At 73.7% G+C, this 21,394-nt stretch carries 18 protein-coding genes; 10 read left to right on the top strand and 8 right to left on the bottom strand.

The annotated features are described in order from the left end of the window. Window positions 1–5 precede the first annotated feature (5 nt). From ACFYR0_RS13220 to ACFYR0_RS13210, 3 genes are read right to left on the bottom strand one after another with little or no spacing between them, the layout of a single operon-like run. Window positions 6–3,521, bottom strand: a complete 3,516-nt coding sequence (locus ACFYR0_RS13220; protein WP_389325863.1) for a 5-oxoprolinase/urea amidolyase family protein — start codon at window positions 3,519–3,521, stop codon at window positions 6–8. Beyond that, window positions 3,518–4,180 carry an urea amidolyase associated protein UAAP2 gene (locus tag ACFYR0_RS13215; RefSeq protein ID WP_389325860.1) on the bottom strand — a complete coding sequence of 221 codons (663 nt, stop codon included), beginning with the start codon at window positions 4,178–4,180 and terminating at the stop codon, window positions 3,518–3,520. The genes ACFYR0_RS13220 and ACFYR0_RS13215 overlap by 4 nt, the downstream gene beginning before the upstream one ends. Next, window positions 4,177–5,001 (bottom strand): urea amidolyase associated protein UAAP1, encoded by an 825-nt coding sequence (locus ACFYR0_RS13210; protein WP_389325857.1) that lies wholly within the window; start codon window positions 4,999–5,001, stop codon window positions 4,177–4,179. Before ACFYR0_RS13210 ends, ACFYR0_RS13215 begins: the two co-directional genes overlap by 4 nt. A gap of 273 nt (window positions 5,002–5,274) precedes the next feature. On the opposite strand from ACFYR0_RS13210, the gene ACFYR0_RS13205 reads away from it, so the two are divergent. From ACFYR0_RS13205 to ACFYR0_RS13180, 6 genes are all read left to right on the top strand, one after another. Beyond that, window positions 5,275–5,901 carry a TetR/AcrR family transcriptional regulator gene (locus ACFYR0_RS13205; protein ID WP_389325854.1) on the top strand — a complete coding sequence of 209 codons (627 nt, stop codon included), beginning with the start codon at window positions 5,275–5,277 and terminating at the stop codon, window positions 5,899–5,901. 537 nt (window positions 5,902–6,438) lie between these two features. After that, complete coding sequence (locus tag ACFYR0_RS13200; RefSeq protein ID WP_389325852.1) at window positions 6,439–8,067, top strand: ATP-binding protein; 1,629 nt, start codon at window positions 6,439–6,441, stop codon at window positions 8,065–8,067. After that, window positions 8,064–8,471 (top strand): roadblock/LC7 domain-containing protein, encoded by a 408-nt coding sequence (locus ACFYR0_RS13195; protein WP_356689766.1) that lies wholly within the window; start codon window positions 8,064–8,066, stop codon window positions 8,469–8,471. Before ACFYR0_RS13200 ends, ACFYR0_RS13195 begins: the two co-directional genes overlap by 4 nt. After that, window positions 8,468–8,875, top strand: a complete 408-nt coding sequence (locus tag ACFYR0_RS13190) for a DUF742 domain-containing protein (RefSeq protein ID WP_389325849.1) — start codon at window positions 8,468–8,470, stop codon at window positions 8,873–8,875. The genes ACFYR0_RS13195 and ACFYR0_RS13190 overlap by 4 nt, the downstream gene beginning before the upstream one ends. Beyond that, window positions 8,856–9,476 carry an ATP/GTP-binding protein gene (locus tag ACFYR0_RS13185; RefSeq protein ID WP_389325846.1) on the top strand — a complete coding sequence of 207 codons (621 nt, stop codon included), beginning with the start codon at window positions 8,856–8,858 and terminating at the stop codon, window positions 9,474–9,476. The genes ACFYR0_RS13190 and ACFYR0_RS13185 overlap by 20 nt, the downstream gene beginning before the upstream one ends. 187 nt (window positions 9,477–9,663) lie before the next feature. Beyond that, on the top strand, window positions 9,664–11,190 hold the full coding sequence (locus ACFYR0_RS13180; protein ID WP_389325843.1) for a cytochrome P450: 1,527 nt from the start codon (window positions 9,664–9,666) through the stop codon (window positions 11,188–11,190). Between the two features lie 67 nt (window positions 11,191–11,257). On the opposite strand, the gene ACFYR0_RS13175 is transcribed toward ACFYR0_RS13180, so the two are convergent. Further along, window positions 11,258–12,208, bottom strand: a complete 951-nt coding sequence (locus ACFYR0_RS13175; protein ID WP_389325840.1) for a pseudouridine synthase — start codon at window positions 12,206–12,208, stop codon at window positions 11,258–11,260. 139 nt (window positions 12,209–12,347) lie between these two features. Between ACFYR0_RS13175 and ACFYR0_RS13170 the strand changes: the two genes are divergently transcribed. Then, window positions 12,348–12,929 (top strand): GNAT family N-acetyltransferase, encoded by a 582-nt coding sequence (locus ACFYR0_RS13170; RefSeq protein ID WP_389325837.1) that lies wholly within the window; start codon window positions 12,348–12,350, stop codon window positions 12,927–12,929. 175 nt (window positions 12,930–13,104) lie between these two features. Here ACFYR0_RS13170 and ACFYR0_RS13165 read toward each other — a convergent pair whose 3' ends face one another. The 3 genes from ACFYR0_RS13165 to ACFYR0_RS13155 form a co-directional block, all read right to left on the bottom strand. After that, window positions 13,105–14,691: an amino acid permease gene (locus ACFYR0_RS13165; RefSeq protein WP_389325834.1), complete on the bottom strand. Its 1,587-nt coding sequence runs from the start codon at window positions 14,689–14,691 to the stop codon at window positions 13,105–13,107. Window positions 14,692–15,315: 624 nt separating this feature from the next. Further along, window positions 15,316–16,161: a siderophore-interacting protein gene (locus ACFYR0_RS13160; RefSeq protein WP_389325831.1), complete on the bottom strand. Its 846-nt coding sequence runs from the start codon at window positions 16,159–16,161 to the stop codon at window positions 15,316–15,318. A 98-nt stretch (window positions 16,162–16,259) separates the two neighbouring features. Further along, window positions 16,260–17,189, bottom strand: a complete 930-nt coding sequence (locus tag ACFYR0_RS13155) for a 5'-3' exonuclease H3TH domain-containing protein (protein WP_389326272.1) — start codon at window positions 17,187–17,189, stop codon at window positions 16,260–16,262. A 436-nt stretch (window positions 17,190–17,625) separates the two neighbouring features. On the opposite strand from ACFYR0_RS13155, the gene ACFYR0_RS13150 reads away from it, so the two are divergent. Further along, a complete protein-coding gene (locus ACFYR0_RS13150) occupies window positions 17,626–18,192 on the top strand; it encodes a helix-turn-helix domain-containing protein (RefSeq protein WP_389325828.1) in 567 nt (188 codons plus the stop codon). Then, on the top strand, window positions 18,192–18,911 hold the full coding sequence (locus ACFYR0_RS13145) for a helical backbone metal receptor (protein WP_389325825.1): 720 nt from the start codon (window positions 18,192–18,194) through the stop codon (window positions 18,909–18,911). Before ACFYR0_RS13150 ends, ACFYR0_RS13145 begins: the two co-directional genes overlap by 1 nt. Here the strand turns inward: ACFYR0_RS13145 and ACFYR0_RS13140 are convergent. Further along, complete coding sequence (locus tag ACFYR0_RS13140) at window positions 18,838–20,013, bottom strand: TDT family transporter (protein ID WP_389325822.1); 1,176 nt, start codon at window positions 20,011–20,013, stop codon at window positions 18,838–18,840. The two genes, ACFYR0_RS13145 and ACFYR0_RS13140, sit on opposite strands and share 74 nt — an antisense overlap. A 71-nt stretch (window positions 20,014–20,084) precedes the next feature. Here ACFYR0_RS13140 and ACFYR0_RS13135 point away from each other — a divergent pair, with 71 nt between their 5' ends. Continuing rightward, window positions 20,085–21,020 (top strand): LysR family transcriptional regulator, encoded by a 936-nt coding sequence (locus tag ACFYR0_RS13135; protein ID WP_386377120.1) that lies wholly within the window; start codon window positions 20,085–20,087, stop codon window positions 21,018–21,020. Window positions 21,021–21,394 lie beyond the last annotated feature (374 nt).

The following is a 21,394-nucleotide window of genomic DNA, read 5'->3' as shown; positions in this document are numbered from 1 at the left end:
CCTCCTCAGTCTGCCGCGGGCGCGAGCACCAGCAGGGCGGTGCCCGCCTCCACCTGGTCGCCGGGGCGCGCCAGGATCTCGGTCACCACGCCGGCCACGGGGGCGTGCACCCTCGACTCCATCTTCATCGCCTCCAGCGCGATCAGGGGCTGTCCCGCGGTCACCGTGTCGCCCGGGGCCACGTTCAGCTGCCAGACGGAGGCGGCGAACTCGGCCTCCAGGAGCCGTCCGCCCTCGGGTACGTCGATGTCGCGGGGCGGGGCCGGGGGCGCCGAGGCGGCTTCGGCGCGGGCGAACTCGCCCGCCAGCTCCCAGGCGTCGCGCTCGGCGGTGAAGGCGGTCTGCTGGCGGGCCCTGAACTCGGCGATGGACTCGGCGTGTTCGGCCAGGAACGCCTGGTGGCCGGCGAGGGAGAAGGTGCCCTCCTCGATGCGGGGCACGAACCGGCCGGAGACGATGTCGGCGCGCAGTTCCAGCAGTTCGTCGGCGCTCACCGGGTACCAGCGGATGCGGTCGAAGAAGCGCAGCAGCCAGGGCGAGCCCGGCTCGAACGCGCCGCGCTGCTGCCAGGCGGACCACACCTGGGTGGTGCGGCCGACGAACTGGTAGCCGCCGGGGCCCTCCATCCCGTAGACGCACAGGTAGGCGCCGCCGATGCCGACGGAGTTCTCGGCGGTCCAGGTGCGGGCCGGGTTGTACTTGGTGGTGACCAGGCGGTGGCGTGGGTCCAGCGGGGTGGCGACGGGGGCGCCGAGGTAGACGTCGCCGAGGCCGAGGACGAGGTACTCGGCATCGAAGACCGTGCGGTGCACGTCCGCGACGGAGTCCAGGCCGTTGACCCGGCGGATGAACTCGATGTTCCACGGGCACCAGGGGGCGTCGTCGCGTACACCCGCCATGTAGCGGGCGATGGCCTCGCGGGTGGCCGGGTCGTCCCAGGAGAGGGGGAGGTGGACCGTGCGGGAGGGCACGGTGAGCGCGTCGGTGGGCGGCAGCTCCGCCGCGATCTCCCGTACGGCCGCCAGGAGCCGGTCCTGGTCGAGGCGGCGGGGGTCGGCCTGGATCTGGAGGGAGCGGATGCCCGGGGTGAGGTCGGTGACGCCGTCGATCTCCGCCGCGCCGACCGCCTCCATCAGGGCGTGCACGCGCATCCGCAGGGCCAGGTCCAGCTGCATCGGGCCGAACTCGACGAGGAGGTTGTCGTCGCCGCTGCGGCGGTAGGTGATGTCCCCGTCGCGGGCCAGTACGCCGCCGTCGACGATGGCGGGCCGGGGCGTTCCGTCGGCCCGGACGGGCGTGAACCGCACGGTGTCGCCGGGCCGCAGCTGGCCCAGCTTCCAGCGCTCGCCGCTGAGGACCGTCGCCGGGCACACGAAGCCGCCCAGCGAGGGGCCGTCGGGGCCGAGCAGCACCGGCATGTCGCCGGTGTAGTCGACGGCGCCGACACAGTACGGGGTGTCGTGGATGTTGGACGGGTGCAGGCCCGCCTCGCCGCCGTCGGGGCGGGCCCAGCGCGGCTTCGGGCCGACCAGGCGCACACCGGTGCGGGCCGAGTTGAAGTGGACCTTCCAGTCGGCGGCGTAGAACTCGCGGATGTCGTCCTCGGTGAAGAACTCCGGTGCTGCGTGAGGGCCTTCGACCGCGCCGATCCGCCAGCTGCCGGTGAGGGAGGGCCGTTCGGCCTCGGGTACCGGCGTGCCCCGCCCGGCCGTGCCGCCGTGCAGGACGTCGCCGGTGCGCAGGGCGCGTCCGCCGTGTCCGCCGAACCGGCCGAGGGTGAAGGTGGACGCGCTGCCCAGGAACGGGGGCGCGTCGAGGCCGCCGCCGGCGAGCAGGACGTAGGTGCGCAGACCCGGACCGTCGGGGGTGCCGATCTCCAGCAGGGCTCCCGCCGGGACGGTCACCGGTTCCCACTGGGGGACGGGCGTGCCGTCGACCGCGACCGGTGCCGGGGCGCCCGTCACACAGACCGTCGTGGCGTGACTGAACCTCAGCGCGGGCCCCTGGAGGGTGCATTCGAGGCCCGGCGCGCCCTCGGGGTTGCCCAGCGCGCGGTTGCCCAGGCGGAAGGACCGGTCGTCCATCGGGCCGGACGGGGGCACGCCGACCTGCCAGTGGCCGGTACGGCCGGGCCAGTCCTGGACGGTGGTGAGGGTGCCGGCGGAGACGACCTCGATACGGGGTGTGGGGTCGGTGACCGAGGCGAGGGTGGCCGTGGTGTGCTCGGCCCGCAGGAAGGCGTCGTGGGCGAGCGCGGCGCGCACCAGGCCGAGGTTCGTCTCGATGCCGTCGACCCGGGTGCGGGCGAGGGCGGCGTCGAGGCGGGCCAGCGCCGCGGTGCGGTCGGGGCCGTGGGCGATCACCTTGGCGAGCATCGGGTCGTACGAGGTGGTCACCTCGGTGCCGGTCTCCGCCCAGGCGTCGACGCGCACGCCCGCCGGGAACTCGACGCGGGTGAGCAGTCCGGCGCCGGGCCGGTGGCCGCGGGAGGGGTCCTCGGCGTACAGCCGGGCCTCGACGGCGTGGCCGCGGGGCGGGCCCGGGTCGCGGACGACGTCCTGCTCGCCGCGGGCGAGGCGGAGCATCCAGGCGACCAGGTCGACACCGTAGATCTCCTCGGTGACGGGGTGTTCCACCTGGAGCCGGGTGTTGACCTCCAGGAACCAGGCCTCCTCGCGGGCGGCGTCGTACACGAACTCGACGGTTCCGGCGGAGCGGTAGCCGACCGAGGCGCACAGGTCGCGCGCGTACCCGGCGATCCGGTCGCGGACGTGGCCGGGCAGGCCCGGGGCGGGGGCCTCCTCCAGCACCTTCTGGTTGCGGCGCTGGAGGGTGCAGTCGCGGTCGCCGAGGGTGACGACCCGGCCGTCGCCGTCCCCGAAGACCTGCACCTCCACATGGCGGGCGTGTTCCACGAGGCGTTCCAGGAAGACGCCCGCGGAGGAGAAGGAGGCGGCGGCCACGCGCTGCACCCGCTCCCAGGCTCCGACGAGTTCGCCCGCGGAACGACATGCCGACATACCGATACCGCCGCCCCCGCCGGTCGCCTTCAGCATCACCGGGTAGCCGATGCGGGCCGCCTCGGTCAGTGCCTCGTCGAGGGATGCCAGCAGCCCGGTGCCGGGGGCCAGCGGCACGCCCGCGGCCGTCGCCGCGGCGCGCGCGGTGTGCTTGGCGCCGAACAGTTCCAGCTGCTCGGGCGTCGGGCCCGCGAACACGATCCCGGCGTCCTCGCAACGCCGCGCGAACGAGGCGTCCTCGGACAGGAAGCCGTAGCCGGGGTGGATCGCGCCCGCCCCGGTGTCCTTGGCGGCGCGCAGCACGAGATCGGGGTCGAGGTACGACTCCTTGGCCGGGGCCGGTCCCAGGCGTACGGCGGTGTCGGCGAGGCGGACGTGTGGTGCGCCGCGGTCGGCGTCGGAGTACACGGCGACCGTGCGCAGGCCGAGTTCGCGTGCGCTGCGCAGGACGCGGACGGCGATCTCGCCGCGGTTGGCGATCAGCAGGGTGTCGAAGGTCATGCGGCGCCGCCCTCGGTCGTCGTGGGGGCGGCGGTCGTCGCTCCGGGGGTGCCGGGGGCCGTGGGTTCCGGGTCCTCGATCGTCATCTGTACGGCCGTCGGCTCGAAGCCGTTGCAGGGGTTGTTGATCTGCGGACAGTTGGAGACCAGGACCAGGACGTCGCGCTCGGCGCGCAGGGTGAGGGACAGGCCGGGTGCGGAGAGGCCGTCGACGATGCCGAGGGTGCCGTCGGGCTCGACGGGCACGTTCATGTACCAGTTGATGTTGGAGACGAGGTCGCGCTTGCCGAGGCCGTACCGGGCGCCCTCGGCGAGGAAGTTGTCCACGCACGCGTGCTGGGCCCAGGTGTGGTGGCCGTAGCGCAGGGTGTTGGACTCCTTGGAGCAGGCGCCGCCGACCGTGTCGTGGCGGCCCACGTCGTCGGAGACGACCGTCATCAGCGGGGTGTGCTCGTTGGAGAGCAGCACGCTGCCGGTGGTGAGGAAGATGTTGCCCTGCGCGTGGACGGTGTCGGGCGCGCTGTAGCGGACCGAGGTGTCGTGGGCGTCGTAGAGGAGGAAGTCGACGGCCTGGTTGCCGTGCAGGTCGGTGACGGTGAGGGTCTGGCCGGTGCGCACGACGGCGGACCAGGCGGCGCGGGCCGGGACGACGGTCTTCATGCGAGCCCCCTCGCGGCGAGGAATCCGGTGGTGTCGAGGAAGGCGCGGTGGCCCTCCGGGGTGGCGTCCCACAGGGGGTCGCCGGGGGCGGTGGGTGCCGCGCGCCAGGCCAGGACCTCCAGCGGTGTGCTGCGGTAGTCGGGGCGCGGGTCGGCCGGGTGCGGCACGTTGGCGATCAGGACCGTGACGTCCTGTTCGGCGCGCAGGGTGACGCTGGTGCCTGGGCCGGCGGAGCCGGTGAAGTCCAGGGAGCCGTCGTCGGTGACGCGTACGCCCTGGAAGAAGGAGAGCGAGGGCGGCAGGTCGCGTGGCTCCAGGCCGTTCTTGGCGGCGGCCAGTTTCAGCAGTTCGCGTCCGGCGGGGGAGGCGGACTGCGGGGTGCCGTCGCCGTAGCGGGCGGTGTTGCGGGCGAGCGTGGAGGTGCCGCACAGGGCGTCGTGCCGGCCGGAGGTGTCGGCGACGACCGAGGCCAGCACACGGCCCTGGTCGGACAGCAGCAGCACTCCCTCGCCCAGGTAGGCGTTCCACTGCACCTTGACCGTGTCGGCGACGTTGAGCCGCTCGAAGGGACGGTCGGCGGCGTACAGCAGGAGATGCGCGCAGGCGTCTCCGCGCAGGTCGGTCAGCCGCAGCTCGGTGCCGCGGGCGAGGACGCGGTGCGTGTAGTTGCCGCCGGCCACGGTCTCGGCCCAGACCAGGTGGCCCGCCGCGCAGGGCGGGGCCGGCCAGTCGCGGGCCGGGACGACGGGCATGGCCTCGGCGCGTGTGCCGTCCTGGGCGCGGGCGTGGGCGCGGGCTCCGTGCGGGGTGGCTGTCGCCATGGATGGACCTCCGGCTCCGGTGCGGTTTCTGTCGCGCGACAGAAATTAGGAGGGGGGTGGGTCGGGGGCGTTGCCCTGTGGTTGCCGCGCCGTTACCGGGCGCTCACGGCGGGGGCCGGGGAGAGGGTGCGGTGAGAGGGCGTGGGTGTTGGGTGGGGCCGCGGTGAGTGGCTGTTGGCCCCGGGGAGGGGGCGCGGTGGCGTCCGCGGGCGGCGGGCTCTCGCTCCGGCGGCCCGGGGAGTGCGGGCGGGGCCGTGTGCGAGGATCGAACTCATGGGGACGACAGGTGGCCGGCGCGTCGGCCGGCCGCGCGCCGCGCGGCGGCCGGAGAGCGGACTGCCACCGCGGGAGGAACTGCTCGCGGCCGCGGCGGAGTTGTTCACGGTGAACGGCTACGCGGCCACCACCACCCGGGCCGTGGCGGAGCGCGCCGGAATGCGGCAGGCGTCCATGTACCACTACGTCTCCGGCAAGGAGGAACTCCTCGCCGCGCTGCTGGAGTCGACGGTCACGCCGTCCCTGGCGTACGCGCGTGAGCTGCTGGCCGACGACGGCAGCCCGGCGGCGCGACGGCTGTGGGAACTGTGCCGGGCCGACGTGCAGCTGCTGTGCGACGGGCCGCACAACCTCGGCGTGCTGTACCTGCTGCCCGAGGTGCGCAGCGAGCGGTTCGCCGGGTTCCATGCCGTGCGCGCCGAACTGAAGGACGCCTACCGGCAGTTGCTGGCCGGGACCGAGGCGGGCGGGGCGCTCGCCAAGAGCGAGCTGGAGCTGCGCACGGATCTGGTCTTCGGGCTGATCGAGGGCGTCATCCTGGTGCACCGCTCCGACCCGGAGCGGCCGGTGTCGGCCTTCGCGGCGGCGACGGCGGACGCGGCGCTGCGGGTCGCGGGGGTCTGAGGACGGCGTCGGCGCGGTGTGCCGCTGCGGAGCACCGGGGGGCGGCGGAAGTGTGCCGTCGAGGAGCGCCGGGGGGGCGAAGGTATGCCGCTGAGCGACGCGGGGCAGTGTTCCTGCGGGTCGTGGGGGAGTGGCCCGGGGATGTGGTGGAGTGGCCCGGCGGGTCGTGGGGAGTGACTCGGGGGCGTGGGGAGTGGCCCGGCGGGCTTCGCCGGGCGGGCTCCCGGTGGGCCCCAGGGGCCCGTTCACTCGTTACGGTGAGTCATCTTCGCATGTCTGTACCCCGCTACGGAGCGTGTGCGACCGTAGTCTCAGCGTGCAAATGGGGCCGAGCGTACTCCTGTCCCAGGCGTCATTTCAGGCGCTTGCGGAATATGACACGGCGATGATCCGGTCGGACTAAGCTCGCCCGCAGCGCGCCGAGTTGAGGTGAATTCGTGCGCTTGTTCCCAAAACTCCCTCAGATCCCGACAGTTCCCTGACGTACCCCGCTGCCAGCACCCCCGCGTACCAGCCGATTCGTTTCAGAGGGCCCACATGGTGAGTGTCCAGACCCCACCCGTACGCCGCGAACTCCCCTTCGCTCGCGTGCTGTTGCTCCCCGCGATAGTGATGGCGGTGGCAACCGGCGCCGCCGTCGCACTCGTCGCGCGGCCGGCGCAGGACGCGGTCGCCGTGTGCGGTGGCATCGCGACCCTGCTGGTGATCCTGACCGGGGCCGAGGCGGTGCGCCGCGGCCGTACGCTGCGCGAGCAGCGCGCCGAGCACGCCCGTCACACCGCGTATCTGGAACAGCGCCTCGCCGCCCACGACGACCGGATGATCCGGCTCGGCCGGGAGATCGTGCCCGCCGCCATCCAGCGGCTGCGCGTCGGCAACTCCCCCGGAGAGGTGATGCGCGACCTCGCCGACATCGACCCCTCCTACCTGGACCTGAGTGAGGCCGAGCGCCACCTCGTCCTGCACATGGTGCGGATCGTGGACCACGAGGAAGCCCTGCGCGACTCCGCCCAGCGCTCCTTCGTCAACGTCGCCCGGCGCGTGCAGGCGATCATCCACCAGCAGGCCGCGGAACTGCGGGAGATGGAGGAGGACCACGGCCGCAACCCCGAGGTCTTCGACGACCTGCTGCGCATCGACCACGGCAACGCGCTGATCGGCCGCCTCGCCGACTCCGTCGGTGTCCTCGGCGGCGGCCGCCCCAGCCGCCAGTGGCCCCTGCCGGTCGCCCTCTACAGCGTGCTGCGCGGCGCCATGTCCCGGATCCTGGAGTTCCGCCGCATCTCGCTCGACAACATCGCCAAGGTCAACATCAAGGGCACCGCCGTCGAGCCCGTCATCCACGCCTGCGCCGAGCTGCTCGACAACGCCACCCGCTACTCCCCGCCGCAGACCAAGGTCCATGTCACCGCGTTCGAGGTGCAGACCGGCGTCGCCATCGAGATCGAGGACGGCGGTGTCAGCCTCAGCGAGGAGGCCCGCGCACGGGCCGAGGGCATGCTGGAGCGCGCCAAGGCCGGTGTCGACCTCCAGGAGCTCGGCGACAGCCCGCGCCTCGGCCTCGCCGTCGTCGGCCGGCTCTGCTCGACGTACAACATGCAGGTGTCGCTGCGCAGTTCCGCCTACGGCGGGGTCCGCGCGGTGCTCATCGTGCCCAGCGACATGATGACCACCGAACCCGGCGTCGGTCTCGCCCACGGCATCGGGGCCACCGCCCTGCCCCAGGCGCTCGACGCGCTCGAGGGGCCCAAGCGGCCGCCCAAGAAGCGCCGCCCCACCAGCCCCCGTGTCCCCGCGACGGTCTCCATGGAGGACGAGGTCCCCGAGGTCACGGAGTGGACCGCGGGCGGCCTGCCGCAGCGCCGCAGCCGGGTCAGAACCCCGCTCAGCCAGCGCCTGGCCGAACAGGCCGCCGCCGAGCGCGCCCTGAGCGAGGGGCGCGACCCCGGACCCCAGTGGGCGGAGCTCAAGGCCGCCGAACCGGCCCGCGAGAAGGACGGCCAGCCCGCACCCGGCATGGCCTTCGAGGCCTTCTGGGAGGGGCTGAAGAAGGTCGCCGCGCCCGGCGAACACCCCACCGCGTTCACCCGCAACCCCACCGCATACACCCATCTGATCGATGACTCGGTCCGCAGCGAGGCCGACGACGAGGGGGACCTCAAGTGATCCAGCAGCGAGCGAACTTCGACTGGATGCTCAAGGAGCTCGCCGACGGCGTACCGGGCGTCGCCATGATCGTGGTGCTCTCCGCCGACGGACTGCGCATCGCCCGGCACGGCGGTGACCCCGACACCGCGGACCGGGTCGCCGCGGCCTGCGCGGGACTCCAGAGCCTGGCGAACGCGGTCGCCCAGGAGATCCCCACCAGCGAGGGGGAGATGAACATGGTGCTCATCGAGGTCGACCGCGGCTACTTCTACATGATGGCGGCCGGCGCCAACGCCTACCTCGCCGTCCTCGCCGACATGATCTGCGACCCCAGCATGATGAGCGCCCGGATGCGTGACCTCGTCGTCCGGATCGGCGCCCATCTGACAAGTCCGCCCCGACGCAACGGGCAAACCGTATGACTCCTCCGCAACGCCGACGACGAGACCCCGATTCCGAGCCCACGTCCGTCCCGTCCCCGCCCGCCGGCAAGGAGGGCGAACGGCCCAACCCCGAAAGGCTGTTCGTCATCGGCGGCGCGGACAGCGGACGGGCGGAGCTCGACCTGGTCACGTTAATCGTGGCGCACGCCGAGCCGTCTCCCTCGACCACTCCGGAACAGGCGGCGGTGCTCCGGCTGTGCGCCGCCCCCCTGTCCGTGGCCGAGCTGTCGGCCTATCTCAGCCTGCCGTTCAGTGTGGTGACCGTGCTGCTCACCGAGATGCTGGCGGCCGAACTGGTCCAGGCGCGCGTCCCCGTCGTCCGCAAGTCGCTCGCCGACCGTTCCCTCCTCGAAGCGGTGATGCATGGACTTCAAAAGCTCTGACACCATCCCCGGCCCACGCACCGAGGACCATCTGCCGCACACGGCCCAGGCCGCGGTGAAGATCGTGATCGTGGGCGGCTTCGGAGTCGGCAAGACCACCATGGTCGGCTCGGTCAGCGAGATCAGACCGCTGACCACCGAGGAGACCATGACGCAGGCGGGCGTCGGCGTCGACGACAACTACGGCTCGGAGAGCAAGACCGCCACCACCGTGGCCATGGACTTCGGCCGCATCAGCATCAGCGACCAACTGGTCCTCTACCTCTTCGGCACCCCCGGCCAGGAACGCTTCTGGTTCCTGTGGAACGGCCTCTTCGAAGGGGCGCTCGGCGCGGTCGTCCTGGTCGACACCCGGCGTCTTCAGGTCAGCTTCGACGTCATCGGGCGGCTGGAGGAGCGCGGCGTGCCGTTCGTGGTCGCCGTCAACTCCTTCCCGGACGCGCCCCGTTACCCCATCGACGAGCTGCGCACCGCCCTGGACCTGCCGGACGAGATCCCGATCATGGAGATCGACGCGCGCCGCCGAGCCTCCAGCCGGGACGCCCTGATGACGCTGATGCGCTTCCTGCACGCCCTCGCCCTGACCGGCGCGCCCGTCTGACCCGTGGGCCGCCCCGCCCGCATCTCGTCTCCCCGCACCCGCTCCACACCCCGCCCCTCGCACCCGCCCCCAGGTGCACCCGGACCCACCGCCGCACCGCGCCGGGTCCGCCCGCCTCCCCCGCACCCGTACGGCCCCCACCCTCGAATCCCCCGACACCTGATCCACCAGCTTCGGAGCCTCCACAGTGACGCCTGAACCCCAAGCACCGACCGGAACGGACGACCCCACCGCCACCGCCCCGCCCCCCGGCTGCCCCGCCCACGGCACGGGCCCCGGCGGCCTGCAACGGCTCTACGGCCCCGGCGCGGCGGACCTCGGCGAGCTGTACGAGAAGCTGCGGGAGGAACACGGGCCCGTCGCCCCCGCGCTGCTCCACGAGGACGTGCCGATCTGGGTGGTGCTCGGCCACGCCGAGAACCTGCACATGGTGCGCACGCCCTCGCAGTACACCCGCGACAGCCGCGTCTGGACCCCGCTGCTGGAGGGCATGGTCAAGCCCGACCACCCCCTCATGCCGCACATCGCCTGGCAGCCCATCTGTTCGCACGCCGAGGGCGACGAGCATCTGCGGCTGCGCGGCGCGGTCACCGGCGCCATGTCCACCATCGACCACCGCGGCCTGCGCCGGCACATCAACCGCCACACCCAGCGGCTGGTCAACCGGTTCTGCGAGGAGGGCAGCGCCGACCTCGTCAGCCAGTTCGCCGAGCATCTGCCGATGGCCGTCATGTGCGAGGTCCTCGGCATGCCCGAGGAGTTCAACGACAGGCTCGTGCACTCGGCCCGCGACGCGCTCAAGGGCACCGAGACCGCCATCGCCAGCAACGCCTACGTCATGGACGCCCTCGGCCGGCTCACCACCCGCCGCCGCGCCCAGCCCCAGGACGACTTCACCAGTTTCCTCGTCATGCACCCGGCCCGGCTGACCGACGACGAGGTCCGCCAACACCTCCGGGTCGTCCTCTACGCCGCCTACGAGGCCACCGTCAACCTGCTGTCCAACGCGATCCGCATGGTGCTGACCGACCCGCGCTTCCGCGCGCAGCTCAACGGCGGGCAGATGACCGTGCCCGAGGCGGTCGAGCAGTCCCTGTGGGACGAACCGCCGTTCAGCACCGTCTTCGCCTACTTCGCCAAGGCGGACACCGAGCTCGGCGGCCAGCGCATCCGGCGCGGCGACGGCCTGCTGTTCGCGCCCGCCCCGGGCAATGTCGACCCGCGGGTGCGGCCCGACCTGGCGGTCAACATGCAGGGCAACCGCTCGCACCTGTCCTTCGGCGGCGGTCCGCACGAATGCCCCGGCCAGGACATCGGCCGTGCCATCGCCGACGTGGGCGTGGACGCGCTGCTGATGCGGCTGCCGGACGTCGAACTCGACATCCCCGAGGAGGAGTTGCGCTGGACCGAGTCCATCGCCTCCCGGCATCTCGTGTCGCTGCCGACGCAGTTCGCGCCGAAGGCGCAGCAGGACATCATGGAGAAGCCGTCGATCCGGCCGCTGCCGCCGCAGCGGCCCGCCTGGCAGGTCGGCACCCCAGGGCAGCCGCAGCAGGCCGCGGTTCCCCAGCAGGCCTCCGCGGCCCAGTCCCCGTCCCAGTCCCTGCCGCAGGCCCAGCCCGCGACGCCCACGCCCGTCCAGGAGCCGGCGTCCGCCCCGGCCGGCCGGCCCGGGGTGTGGCAGCGGGTCCTGCGGTGGTGGAGAGGCGACTGACCCCGGACTCCCGGAGACCGGCCGGCGCCTGAGGGCCCGGGTGTGTCGAGGGCCGCCGCCCCGGCCGCTACCGGCCGGCCCAGTCGGCGTACGAGGTCCACGCGGCGAGCTGCCGGCCGCTGACGAAGCGATGGGGCACGCCCGTGACCGGGTCGGTGAACTCCAGGACGCGCGCGAGCAGTTGCAGTGGGCGCCGGAAGTCACCCTCCGGCACGGGCGGGCCGGGCTCGGGATACAGCGGGTCACCGAGGATCGGCAGACCGAGCGCGCTCATGTGCACCCGCAGCTGATGGGTCTGTCCGGTGGCGGGGAGCAGCCGGTAGCGGGCCGGACCCTCGCCGCGCCACTCGGCTGGCTCGATCCGGCTGACCGCGTTCGGTTCGCCCGCCACCTCGCGGGCGGTGAGCACCCCGCGCTCCTTCACGATGCGGCTGCGCAGCGTGCGCGGGAGGTCGAGACCGGGGTCGTAGGGCGCGACCGCCTCGTACTCCTTGTGCACCAGACGGTCGCGGAACAGCGTCTGGTACGCGCCGCGCTCCTCGGGCCGTACGGTGAACAGCACCAGGCCGGCCGTGAGCCGGTCGAGGCGGTGCGCGGCGCTCAGCGCGGGGATGCCCAGGTCGTGCCGGAGCCGGGCCAGCACGGTCTGGGTGACGTGGGAGCCGCGCGGAGTGGTGGCCAGGAAGTGCGGCTTGTCGGCGACGACGATGTGCTCGTCGCGGTACACGACCTCCACCGGGAACGGCACCGGGACCTCGGGCGCGAGCTCGCGGTGGAACCACACGTACATGCCGGGCACATAGGCCGCGTCCGCCGTCACCGGGCGCCCGTCCGCGCCCACGATCAGCCCGTCGTCCAGCATCCCGCGCACCACCCCGGCGCCCGCGCCGGACAGCCGGTCCACCAGGTGTTCGCCGACCGTGGCCCACTCGCCCTCGCCGGGCAGGCGCACCCGCACCGGGTCCACGCCGTCGCGCTGCGGCAGCGGGGAGGGCGGGGGAGTGCGACGACGGCTCATGGTCGGGCAAGCCTACGTCGCCCCGGTCCTGCCCCGAGGCGCCGGAACCCGGCGGAGCTCCGCCGGGCGGGGTGGGGCCCGTGGGCGGGGGCCGTAAAACCCGTTGGGCCGGCCGCGGCCCCTTGGCAGGATGGCGATCATGCCCTTTCTCACCGCCCCGGTCGTGCCCGCCGGCACCCTCGCCGGCATGCCGCAGCCCACGCTCGACCCCGGCGACGGCCTGTTGCTGCGCCCCTGGCTGGACTCGGACGCGCCCGCGGTGCACGAGGCCTTCCAGGATCCGCTGATCCACCGCTGGCATCTGCGGGCCGCCGAGTCGGTGGCGGAGGTGCGGGAGTGGATCGGGGAGTGGATCAGCGACTGGGTGGAGGAGGACTCCGCGCAGTGGGCCGTCGTCGCGGCGGACGGCGGCCGGCTGCTCGGCCGGGTCGCGCTGCGGGAGCTGCGCCTCGACGAAGGGGTCGCCGAGGTCGCGTACTGGACGACGGCGGCGGCCCGCGGACAGGGCGTCGCCGCACGGGCCGCCACCGCCCTGTCCCGCTGGGCGCTGGACGACATCGGCCTCCAGCGCCTGGAACTGCTGCACTCCGTGGCGAACGAGGGCTCCTGCCGCGTCGCCGCCAGGTCGGGCTTCCGTCTCGAAGGCACCAAACGCCGCTCGGGCCTGCACACCGACGGCTGGCACGACATGCACCTGCACGCCCGCGTGCGCGGCGACTGACCGAAGGACGAGCACAAGGACATCGGCTCGGCGGTTGCACGCCCGCGTGCGCGGCGACTGACCAGGAGCCGAAGCCGAGTCCGGGTCCGGGGCCGTCGCCGGGCGACCGCCCAGGAGTGTCCGGGTGGTCAGGGACCCGGCCGGGCACCCGCATCCCGTCGCCCGGACACGGGCCCTACACCGCCACCTCGTCGTCGAGGCTCCGGTCCTGGAACGGCACCGCGTCCGCGAGCGGCGCGGACGTCGCCTTCCGCCCGCGGTACGCGCGGAAGACCGCGCCCACGGCGACGGTGCCGCCCAGGAACAGCAGGGTGAACCACTGGAAGTACCAGTGCCCGCCCGCAGGGTCGTACACCTCGGCGCGGGGCCAGGCCAGGTTGACCGTCATGAACAGGCCGTAGAGCACGGCGAGGGCGGTGACCGGGACGCCCCAGCGTCCGAGGGAGAACAGCGGGGCGCCGCGTTCGTCCGTGCCGCCCGAGGGGAGGCGGCCGCGCAGCCGGGTCAGCAGCAGCGGGCCGGTGACCATCGCGTAGGCCAGGTACAGCAGGGCGATGCAGGTGGTGCCGATGGCCAGGAACGCCTCGGGGGAGGCGAAGTTGAGCAGGAGCAGCGACGCGGCGAGCACACCGACGACCGTCGCGGGGGCAACGGGCATGCCGGTGCGCGGGTTGACCTGGGCCAGGCGGCCGGCGAAGGGCAGCTGTCCGTCGCGGGCCATGGAGAACAGCATGCGGGAGGCCGAGGTCTGGATCGCCAGGGTGGCCACCGCGATGGCGATCACCACGTCGGCCAGCAGCAGCCTGCCCACGCCGTCGCCCAGGCTGCTGGTGAGGACGTAGGACAGCCCGTCCACGGCCAGACGGCCGTCGGTGAGACTGGGCGCGGCCAGCAGTCCGCCCAGCACGATCAGCCCGCCCAGCAGGCCCGCCGCGCCGAGGGCGGTGAGGATCGTGCGGGGCGCGGTGCGCCGGGGGTCGCGGGTCTCCTCGCTCATCTCGCCCGCGCTGTCGAACCCGATGAGCACGTAAGCCGCCGTGAACGAGCCCACCAGCAGCGCCCCCGTCAGGTCGCCGCCGCCGGTGTGGAAGGTGATGCCGGGGTCGCGCTCGGAGTGGGTGAGCAGCAGCACGACGATGAGGACGGCCCCGATGATCTCGGCCGTGACGCCGACGCGGTTGACCATGGACAGCACGCGGTTGTCGAGGACGTTGACCAGGGTGGTCAGGGCCAGCAGGACGACACCGAGGACGGCCGCGTTCGCCGCGCCGTCGGGGGAGGTGGGTGCCGGGTCGTCGCCGATCAGCTGGAAGCCGGACCACAGGGCGGGCAGCACCATCTGGAGCGCGAGGGCGGCCGCCGCGACCACCACGATCTGGCCGATCACCATGATCCAGCCGGCGAACCAGCCGAAGGCGGCGTTCGACAGCCGCGTCGACCACTGGTAGATCGCGCCCGAGATCGGGTAGCGCGCGGCCAGTTCCGCGAAGCAGGCCGCCACCAGCAACTGCCCGGCGAGCACGGCAGGCCAGGCCCAGAAGAAGACCGGGCCGCCGAAGGCGAACCCGAACGCGAAGAACTGGAAGACGGTCGTCAGGACCGAGATGAAGGAGAACCCGGCCGCGAAGGAGGCGTACCGGCCGAGGCTGCGGTGCAGCTCCTGGCGGTAGCCGAACTCGGCGAGGGAGCGGTCGGCACCTGGGTGGCCGGAGCCGGGCTCCGGTGGGTCGGGGCGCAGGTCGGATGGGGCGGTGGTGGTCACGGCGGCACCTGCCTTCGGCGGGAGGGGGAGGGCGTCGTACGGGGACGAGGTGCGGGGCGAACCCATTTCCTGTCGGGCGACAGAAATTAGGGAGGCCCTGTTTCACCCGCATGACGCGTCCGTGTCACCCGAGCGCCCAAGTCCTCACCGCGCCGAGGGGGTTGTCCCGCCGGGGGCTGCGCGAACTGACGGACGTCTCCCGGGTGACCGCGCACGCCTCTGGGCGTGGCCGCGGACACCTCTGGGCGCCAGTGCCCTCGGCCTCGTCCAACGCCCTTGCTCCGAACGCTCCTTCACGGCCCCGCCCGGCTCCGGAATCGCCGATGCGGCCCCGCCCCGGTGCACCGCAGTGGCGGTACTCCGCCCCGCATCGCCGAACGGCCCCACCTCGCCCCGCATCGCCGAACCGGCCCCACCTCGCCCCGCATCGCCGAACCGGCCCACCTCGCCCCGAGAACGCCGAAGCGGCGGCACCCTCCCCCGGAAACGCCGAAGCGGCGCCACCCTCTCCGAGAGCGCCGAAGCGGCGCCACCCTCCCCGGAAACGCCGAAGCGGCGCCACCCTCCCCGGGTGCCGCCGCTTCCCTTCACGAACACGCGGCTGGTGCCGCCGCGTCCCCGCGTTCACGCCGCCGGTGCGGCGCCCTCCTGCTCCAGTTCGATCCGCGCGTTCCAGTCCCGCTTGGACGCCTGCCAGCCGTCCTCGTCGTGGCCGAGGCGCCAGTAGCCGGAGATGGACAGGTCCTCGCGGGGGACGCCCCGCTCGACCCGCAGCAGGTGCCGCAGCTGCTTCACCCAGCTCGCCTCGCCGTGCACGAAGGCGTGCACCCGGCCCTCGGGCCAGTCCAGCGTGTGCACCGCCTCCACCAGAGCCTCGCCGATGCGCCGGCCGCCGCGGTGCAGCCATACGACCTCCGCGGCGGTGTCGATCTTCAGTTCCTCCCCGGGTCCGGCGATCTCCACGAAGGCGCGCACCTCGGCGTCGTCGGGGAGGGCCTCCAGGGCGGCCGCGATGGCGGGCAGGGCGCTCTCGTCGCCGACGAGCAGATGCCAGTCGGCGGTCGGGTCCGGGGCGTAGGCGCCGCCGGGGCCGAGGAAGCGCACGGTCGCACCGGGCCGCACGCGGATCGCCCAGGGGCCGGCCAGGCCCTCGTCGCCGTGGACCACGAAGTCCAGGGTCAGCTCGAGCGCCTCGGGGTCCCAGGCCCGCACGGTGTACGTCCGGGTCACCGGCCACTGCTCGCGCGGGAACTCCTCGCGGATGCGCTGGAGGTCGTACGGCTCGGGATAGGTCACGCCCTCGGCCGGGAACAGCAGTTTCACGTAGTGGTCGGTGTGGGTGCCCACCGAGAACTCGGCGAGGCCGTCGCCGCCGAGCACCACGCGTTGCAGGTGCGGGGTCAGCCGCTCGGTGCGGACGACCTGCGCGGAGTGGGGCTTCCGTGCCCCGCGGGCCGGACGTAGTGCCATGGCGGCCTCCCTGCGTTCCCTTGCTTAGGTATACCTAAGTTAGCACTACACCCCCTGACATGTGTCCGACCGGTGGCCCACATGAGCGTCGGCGGGTCTCAGGCGCCCAGGGTGAGCAGCAGCCGGTGCAGAGAGTTCCCGAGGCCCCAGCGAGTACCCAGTTCCGCGACCGCCACCGGGTCGCGCGGGGTGCGTGGCAGGGTGGGGTCGACGTCCGGCAGGGGCACGTCGCCCGCGACCCGCACCACCTTCGGGGCGACCGCGAGATAGGGCCGTGCCTCGGTGAGCCGCTTGCGCTGCGTCGGCGTCAGCCTCGCCTCTGGGTCGTCCACCGCGGCCATGATCCCGGCCAGGTCGCCGAACTCCGCGAGCAGCTTCGCGGCCGTCTTCTCCCCGATGCCGGGCACGCCGGGCAGCCCGTCGCTGGGGTCGCCGCGCAGCAGGGCCAGGTCGGCGTAGCCGGGGCCGTCGACGCCGTACTTCTCGCGCAGCCACGCCTCGTCGGTGAGCTGGAGCGTGCCGACGCCCTTGAGCGGATACAGCACCCGCACCCCACGCGTGTCGTCGACCAGCTGGTACAGGTCGCGGTCGCCGGTGACGATGTCGACCGGGCCCTTCGCCCGCGCGGTGAACGTGCCGATGACGTCGTCGGCCTCGTAGCGCGCGACGCCCACGCGGGCGATGCCGATCGCGTCCAGGACCTCCTCGATCACCGGCACCTGCGGGGAGAGGGTGTCCGGCACCTCCTCCTCGTCCGGCCCCGCCTCGCGCTCCTCGGCGACCCGGTGCGCCTTGTACGAGGGGATCAGCTCGACCCGCCACTGCGGCCGCCAGTCGGCGTCCATACAGGCCACCAGCTGGTCCGGGCGGTGGTCCTTCACCAGGCGGTCGATGAACTCCAGCAGCCCGCGCACGGCGTTCACCGGAGTGCCGTCCGGGGCCTTCACGGATTCCGGTACGCCGAAGTAGGCGCGAAAATAGAGGGAGGCGGTGTCGAGGAGCATCAGTCGTCCGGTCACGTCTCGCATCATGCCGTAAGGCACCGACAACGGCCCTTCGGCGCAGCGGCCGTGTGCCGCCCCGGGAATGCCGGGCTTTCCCGTCGCCGGACACCATACGGATTTGAACAACCACGCAGAGCCACGCATGGGCCTGTGAACCGGCCGGACGGGCCCCCGAGTTGGGGTCCCGGTCGCCCGAAGGGCCCGGAACACGCACGGAACGGCGTCACGCGGATGCGGAGCGCGGCTGTCCGCTGGCGCGAACTGAGGGGTCGTACCTCGGACAACGCGTCGGCGATGTGACGCCCGCATGAAACGGTTTGCCGAACATGCGTAGGGTGCAGAGAAGTCATCAGGAGAATCCACCGGGGGCTCCGCGGGAGAATCCACCGGGAGCGGCGCCGCGGTGACCGGCCGGTGACCGGCCGGTGAGCGAGGACGGGCGGAGGAGGGAGCCGGAGCGATGGGCGACCACAAAGAACAGCACCTGCGCGTGGGTGCGGCCGTGCGACGACGTCGCCGGGCGCTGGAGCTCACCCTCGCCGTCGTGTCCGAACGCAGCGGCCTGTCGGTGCCCTTCCTGAGCCAGATCGAGAACGACCGGGCCCGGCCGAGCACCGCCTCCCTGGAGAAGCTCGCCGACGCCCTGCGCACCACGGCCGTCGAACTCCTCGCGGCGGCCGACCCGGCGTGCAGCGTCGACGTCGTGCGCGCCGAGGACGTCGAGCGGCTCCTCGCGCCGCAGGCGCGTTCCCTGGTGCGCGGACATCACCAGATGCACGCCTCGGAGTTCACCGGCGACCATGACGCCGGCCGTGAATTCCAGTACCGCAACGACCGGTTGATGTACGTCGCCGACGGCGGGGTGGAGATCGAGGCGGAGGGCCGCGCCTACCGGCTGGGCCGAGGCGACACCCTCTATCTCACCGGCGGGGTGCGGCATCGCTGGCGGGCCACGGGGCCGGAGACCCGGGTGCTCGTGGTCGCCGTCGCCGAGCACATCGAGGCCGTCGAGGACCGGCCCCGCTGATGCGTGTCGTCTCCCTCGTACCGTCCCTGACCGAGGCCGTGGCCGTGTCCCTGCCCGGCACGCTGGTCGGCGCCACCGACTGGTGCGGTCGTCCGGCGGACCTGGACGTCACCCGGATCGGCGGCACCAAGAACCCCGCGCTGGAGCGGATCGTCGGCCTGCGCCCCGACCTCGTCCTCGCCAACGAGGAGGAGAACCGCGCGCCCGACCTGGCCGCCCTGCGCGCCGCGGGCGTCGAGGTGCTGCTCACCGAGGTGCGTGACGTGCCGCAGGCCTTCGTCGAACTGGAGCGGGTGCTGCGCGCCTGCGGGGCGGCCGGCCGGCCGCGCTGGCTGGACGAGGCCAGGGCCGCCTGGGCCGCGCCGCCCGCCCTGCCCGCGGGGACCAGTGCCGTGGTGCCGATCTGGCGGCGGCCCTGGATGGTGCTGGGCCGGGACACCTTCGCGGGCGACGTGCTCGCCCGCCTCGGCGTCGGCCATCTCTACGCGGGGCACGCCGAGCGGTATCCGCGCGTCCCCCTGGAGGAGCTGCGGGCCGCGGCCCCGGACGTGGTGGTCCTGCCGGACGAGCCCTACCGCTTCACCGCCGAGGACGGCCCCGAGGCGTTCCCCGGACTGCCCTGCGCGCTCGTCGACGGCCGGCACCTCACCTGGTACGGGCCGTCGCTGGCGACGGCGCCCCGGGTGCTGGGCGAGGCCCTGCGAGCAGCTCTCCGCTGAGCAGTCCCCGTACCGTCCCGGCCACAGCGGCCGCCCAGGCCGCGAGCAGGACGGCGTAGAGGGCCAGGGCGAGGGCGTCGTAGGCGACGAGTCCGGTGTGCCGGGCCAGGGACGCGGCGCCCGTGACACAGGTGCCCACCGGGAAGGTGAACGCCCACCAGGTCATCGCGAAGCCCATCCCGTGCCGCCCGGCCCGCACCACGAGCACGCCGGCCAGGCCCAGCCACAGCAGCGCGAAGCCCATGACGGGCACGCCGTACAGGACCGCGAGCAACGCGAAGCCGTCGGCGTACGGGGCGGGCACCACGCCCGGCGCCACGTCGGCGAAGTGGCCCGCGGCGGTGGTCGACTGGCCCAGCGGGCCCAGCACCAGGAACAGCGTCGGGGTCAGCGCGAGCGGCAGCGGGCCGCCCGTGACCAGACGGGCGAACACCAGCGGCAGCATCAGCAGCGTGGCCAGCAGGCTCAGCCCGAACAGCGCGAAGCAGCCCAGCAGCAGCGTCTCGCGGGCCTGCCCCGGCGGCAGATACGGCACCAGCAGCGGGCCCAGCGCCGCCGACACCATGGGCGCCACCAGCGGCAGCAGCCACACCGGCGTGACCTGCTCCACGCCCACCCGGTGGCGTACGGCCATCAGGTACGGGACGGCGACGGCCGCGGCCAGCCCCACGGCGGTACCGGCGGTGAACAGCACCACGTCCAGCGCCAGGGCCGCCCCGGGGCCTGTCCAGTACCGCCCCGCCGTCATGGCACCGCCGCCGACGGCCAGCAGGGCCATCGAGAGGCAGCCGTAGAACGGCACGACGGCCGGGTCGAGGAGGTGGGCGCGGGCCTGGTCACGGTGGTGGCGCCAGTGCAGGGCGCGGGCGGCCAGCAGCACGACGAGCAGCAGGAGGGCGAGCGCCCAGACGGCGGCGCGCAGCGGGCGCAGGGAGGGGAGGTCCCCCGGCAGCGCGGTCGCGACGACGGCCGTGCCCATGACGGTGGCGTACCAGTTCGGGCCGAGGTGGCGCAGGGCGGTGGCCGTCGCCGTACGAGGGGCGGCGGGCTTCCCGGTGCGCGAGGTGGGCGCGGGGGAGAGGGGCTGGGCGGCGGTGACCATGGCATCCAGCCTCCGGCCCCCGTGCCGCCTCGACCAGGGGCTATGCCTCTATCACGACATAAGGTGGGGTTATGAGCAGCAGCAAGGGGCGGGACGCGGACGTACGGCCGGGCGGGGGTTCGCTGGCGCACCGGGTGCCCGACCTGGGCGCGCTGGAGCTGCTCCTTGCCGTCGCCCGGCTGGGCAGTCTCGGCGCGGCGGCGCGCGAGGTCGGCATCACCCAGCCCGCCGCGAGCAGCCGTATCCGTTCCATGGAACGCCAGCTCGGGGTGGCCCTGGTGGACCGTTCGCCGCGCGGTTCCCGGCTCACGGACGCGGGGGCGCTGGTGACCGACTGGGCGCGGCGGGTGGTGGAGGCGGCCGAGGCCTTCGACGTGGGCGCGCAGGCGTTGCGGGACCGGCGCGACTCCCGGCTCCGGGTCGCCGCGAGCATGACGATCGCGGAGTATCTGCTGCCGGGGTGGCTGCTGGCGCTGCGCGCGCAGCGGCCGGACACCGCGGTGTCGCTGCACGCCGGGAACTCGACGGCCGTGGCGGAGCTCCTGCTGTCCGACGAGGCGGACCTGGGCTTCGTGGAGGGGCTCACGGTGCCGTCGGGACTGGACTCCGTGGTCATCGCGCACGACCAGCTGATCGTGGTGACGTCCCCGAGCCACCCCTGGGCCCGTCGCAGGCGCCCGCTGGAGGCCTCCGAGCTGGCGGCGACGCCGTTGATCCTGCGGGAGAAGGGCTCCGGCACGCGGCAGGTGCTGGACACCGCGCTGGGCGGCCTGGCCCGGCCGCTCATCGAGCTGTCGTCCACCACGGCGGTGAAGGCGTCGGCGGTCAGCGGTGCGGGGCCCGCGGTGCTCAGCGAACTGGCCGTGCGCGAGGAGCTGGCCATGCGGCGGCTGGTGAGCGTGCCGGTCGACGGCGTCGCCCTGGCCCGCGACCTCCGAGCGGTATGGCCGACAGGCCACCGCCCGGTGGGCCCGGCGAGGGAACTGCTGTCCCTGACCCGGGGGTAGGCGGCGTGGCGGCCGACTGTCGTGTGTCCGTACGTAGTGGCCGTTCGCGCCGTTCCCCGCGCCCCCAAGAGCGGGCGTCGGCCCACTGCCCCCGTAGGGGCGCGGAACCACGTGCGGCAGGGCCTCAGTGGCCTGCGGCCACCCCGCGTGGCGGCCGACTGTCGTGTGTCCGTACGTAGTGGCCGTTCGCGCAGTTCCCCGCGCCCCCAAGAAGGGCGTGGACCGTCCGCCGCTCTGAAGGGGCGCGGGGAACGGCGCGGGCAACCACGTACGACGGCACCCCGACGACAGGCGTCAGCCCCCTGCCCCCCGGCCACCGGCCGTGGCGTCCCTGAAGGGGGCGTTGGCCCACCGCCCCGGTAGGGGCGCGGGGA

The organism is Streptomyces sp. NPDC005017, from assembly GCF_042873115.1.
Taxonomy (GTDB): Bacteria; Actinomycetota; Actinomycetes; order Streptomycetales; family Streptomycetaceae; genus Streptomyces.
This window is presented reverse-complemented; position numbering and strand designations above follow the sequence as displayed.

Excerpts from the sequence above, each read along its gene's own strand:
- ACFYR0_RS13220 (WP_389325863.1), bottom strand. The coding sequence starts at position 3,521 with ATGACCTTCGACACCCTGCTGATCGCCAACCGCGGCGAGATCGCCGTC.
- ACFYR0_RS13215 (WP_389325860.1), bottom strand. The coding sequence starts at position 4,180 with ATGAAGACCGTCGTCCCGGCCCGCGCCGCCTGGTCCGCCGTCGTGCGC.
- ACFYR0_RS13210 (WP_389325857.1), bottom strand. The coding sequence starts at position 5,001 with ATGGCGACAGCCACCCCGCACGGAGCCCGCGCCCACGCCCGCGCCCAG.
- ACFYR0_RS13205 (WP_389325854.1), top strand. The coding sequence starts at position 5,275 with ATGGGGACGACAGGTGGCCGGCGCGTCGGCCGGCCGCGCGCCGCGCGG.
- ACFYR0_RS13200 (WP_389325852.1), top strand. The coding sequence starts at position 6,439 with ATGGTGAGTGTCCAGACCCCACCCGTACGCCGCGAACTCCCCTTCGCT.
- ACFYR0_RS13190 (WP_389325849.1), top strand. The coding sequence starts at position 8,468 with ATGACTCCTCCGCAACGCCGACGACGAGACCCCGATTCCGAGCCCACG.
- ACFYR0_RS13185 (WP_389325846.1), top strand. The coding sequence starts at position 8,856 with ATGGACTTCAAAAGCTCTGACACCATCCCCGGCCCACGCACCGAGGAC.
- ACFYR0_RS13175 (WP_389325840.1), bottom strand. The coding sequence starts at position 12,208 with ATGAGCCGTCGTCGCACTCCCCCGCCCTCCCCGCTGCCGCAGCGCGAC.
- ACFYR0_RS13170 (WP_389325837.1), top strand. The coding sequence starts at position 12,348 with ATGCCCTTTCTCACCGCCCCGGTCGTGCCCGCCGGCACCCTCGCCGGC.
- ACFYR0_RS13160 (WP_389325831.1), bottom strand. The coding sequence starts at position 16,161 with ATGGCACTACGTCCGGCCCGCGGGGCACGGAAGCCCCACTCCGCGCAG.
- ACFYR0_RS13155 (WP_389326272.1), bottom strand. The coding sequence starts at position 17,189 with ATGCGAGACGTGACCGGACGACTGATGCTCCTCGACACCGCCTCCCTC.
- ACFYR0_RS13150 (WP_389325828.1), top strand. The coding sequence starts at position 17,626 with ATGGGCGACCACAAAGAACAGCACCTGCGCGTGGGTGCGGCCGTGCGA.
- ACFYR0_RS13145 (WP_389325825.1), top strand. The coding sequence starts at position 18,192 with ATGCGTGTCGTCTCCCTCGTACCGTCCCTGACCGAGGCCGTGGCCGTG.
- ACFYR0_RS13140 (WP_389325822.1), bottom strand. The coding sequence starts at position 20,013 with ATGGTCACCGCCGCCCAGCCCCTCTCCCCCGCGCCCACCTCGCGCACC.
- ACFYR0_RS13135 (WP_386377120.1), top strand. The coding sequence starts at position 20,085 with ATGAGCAGCAGCAAGGGGCGGGACGCGGACGTACGGCCGGGCGGGGGT.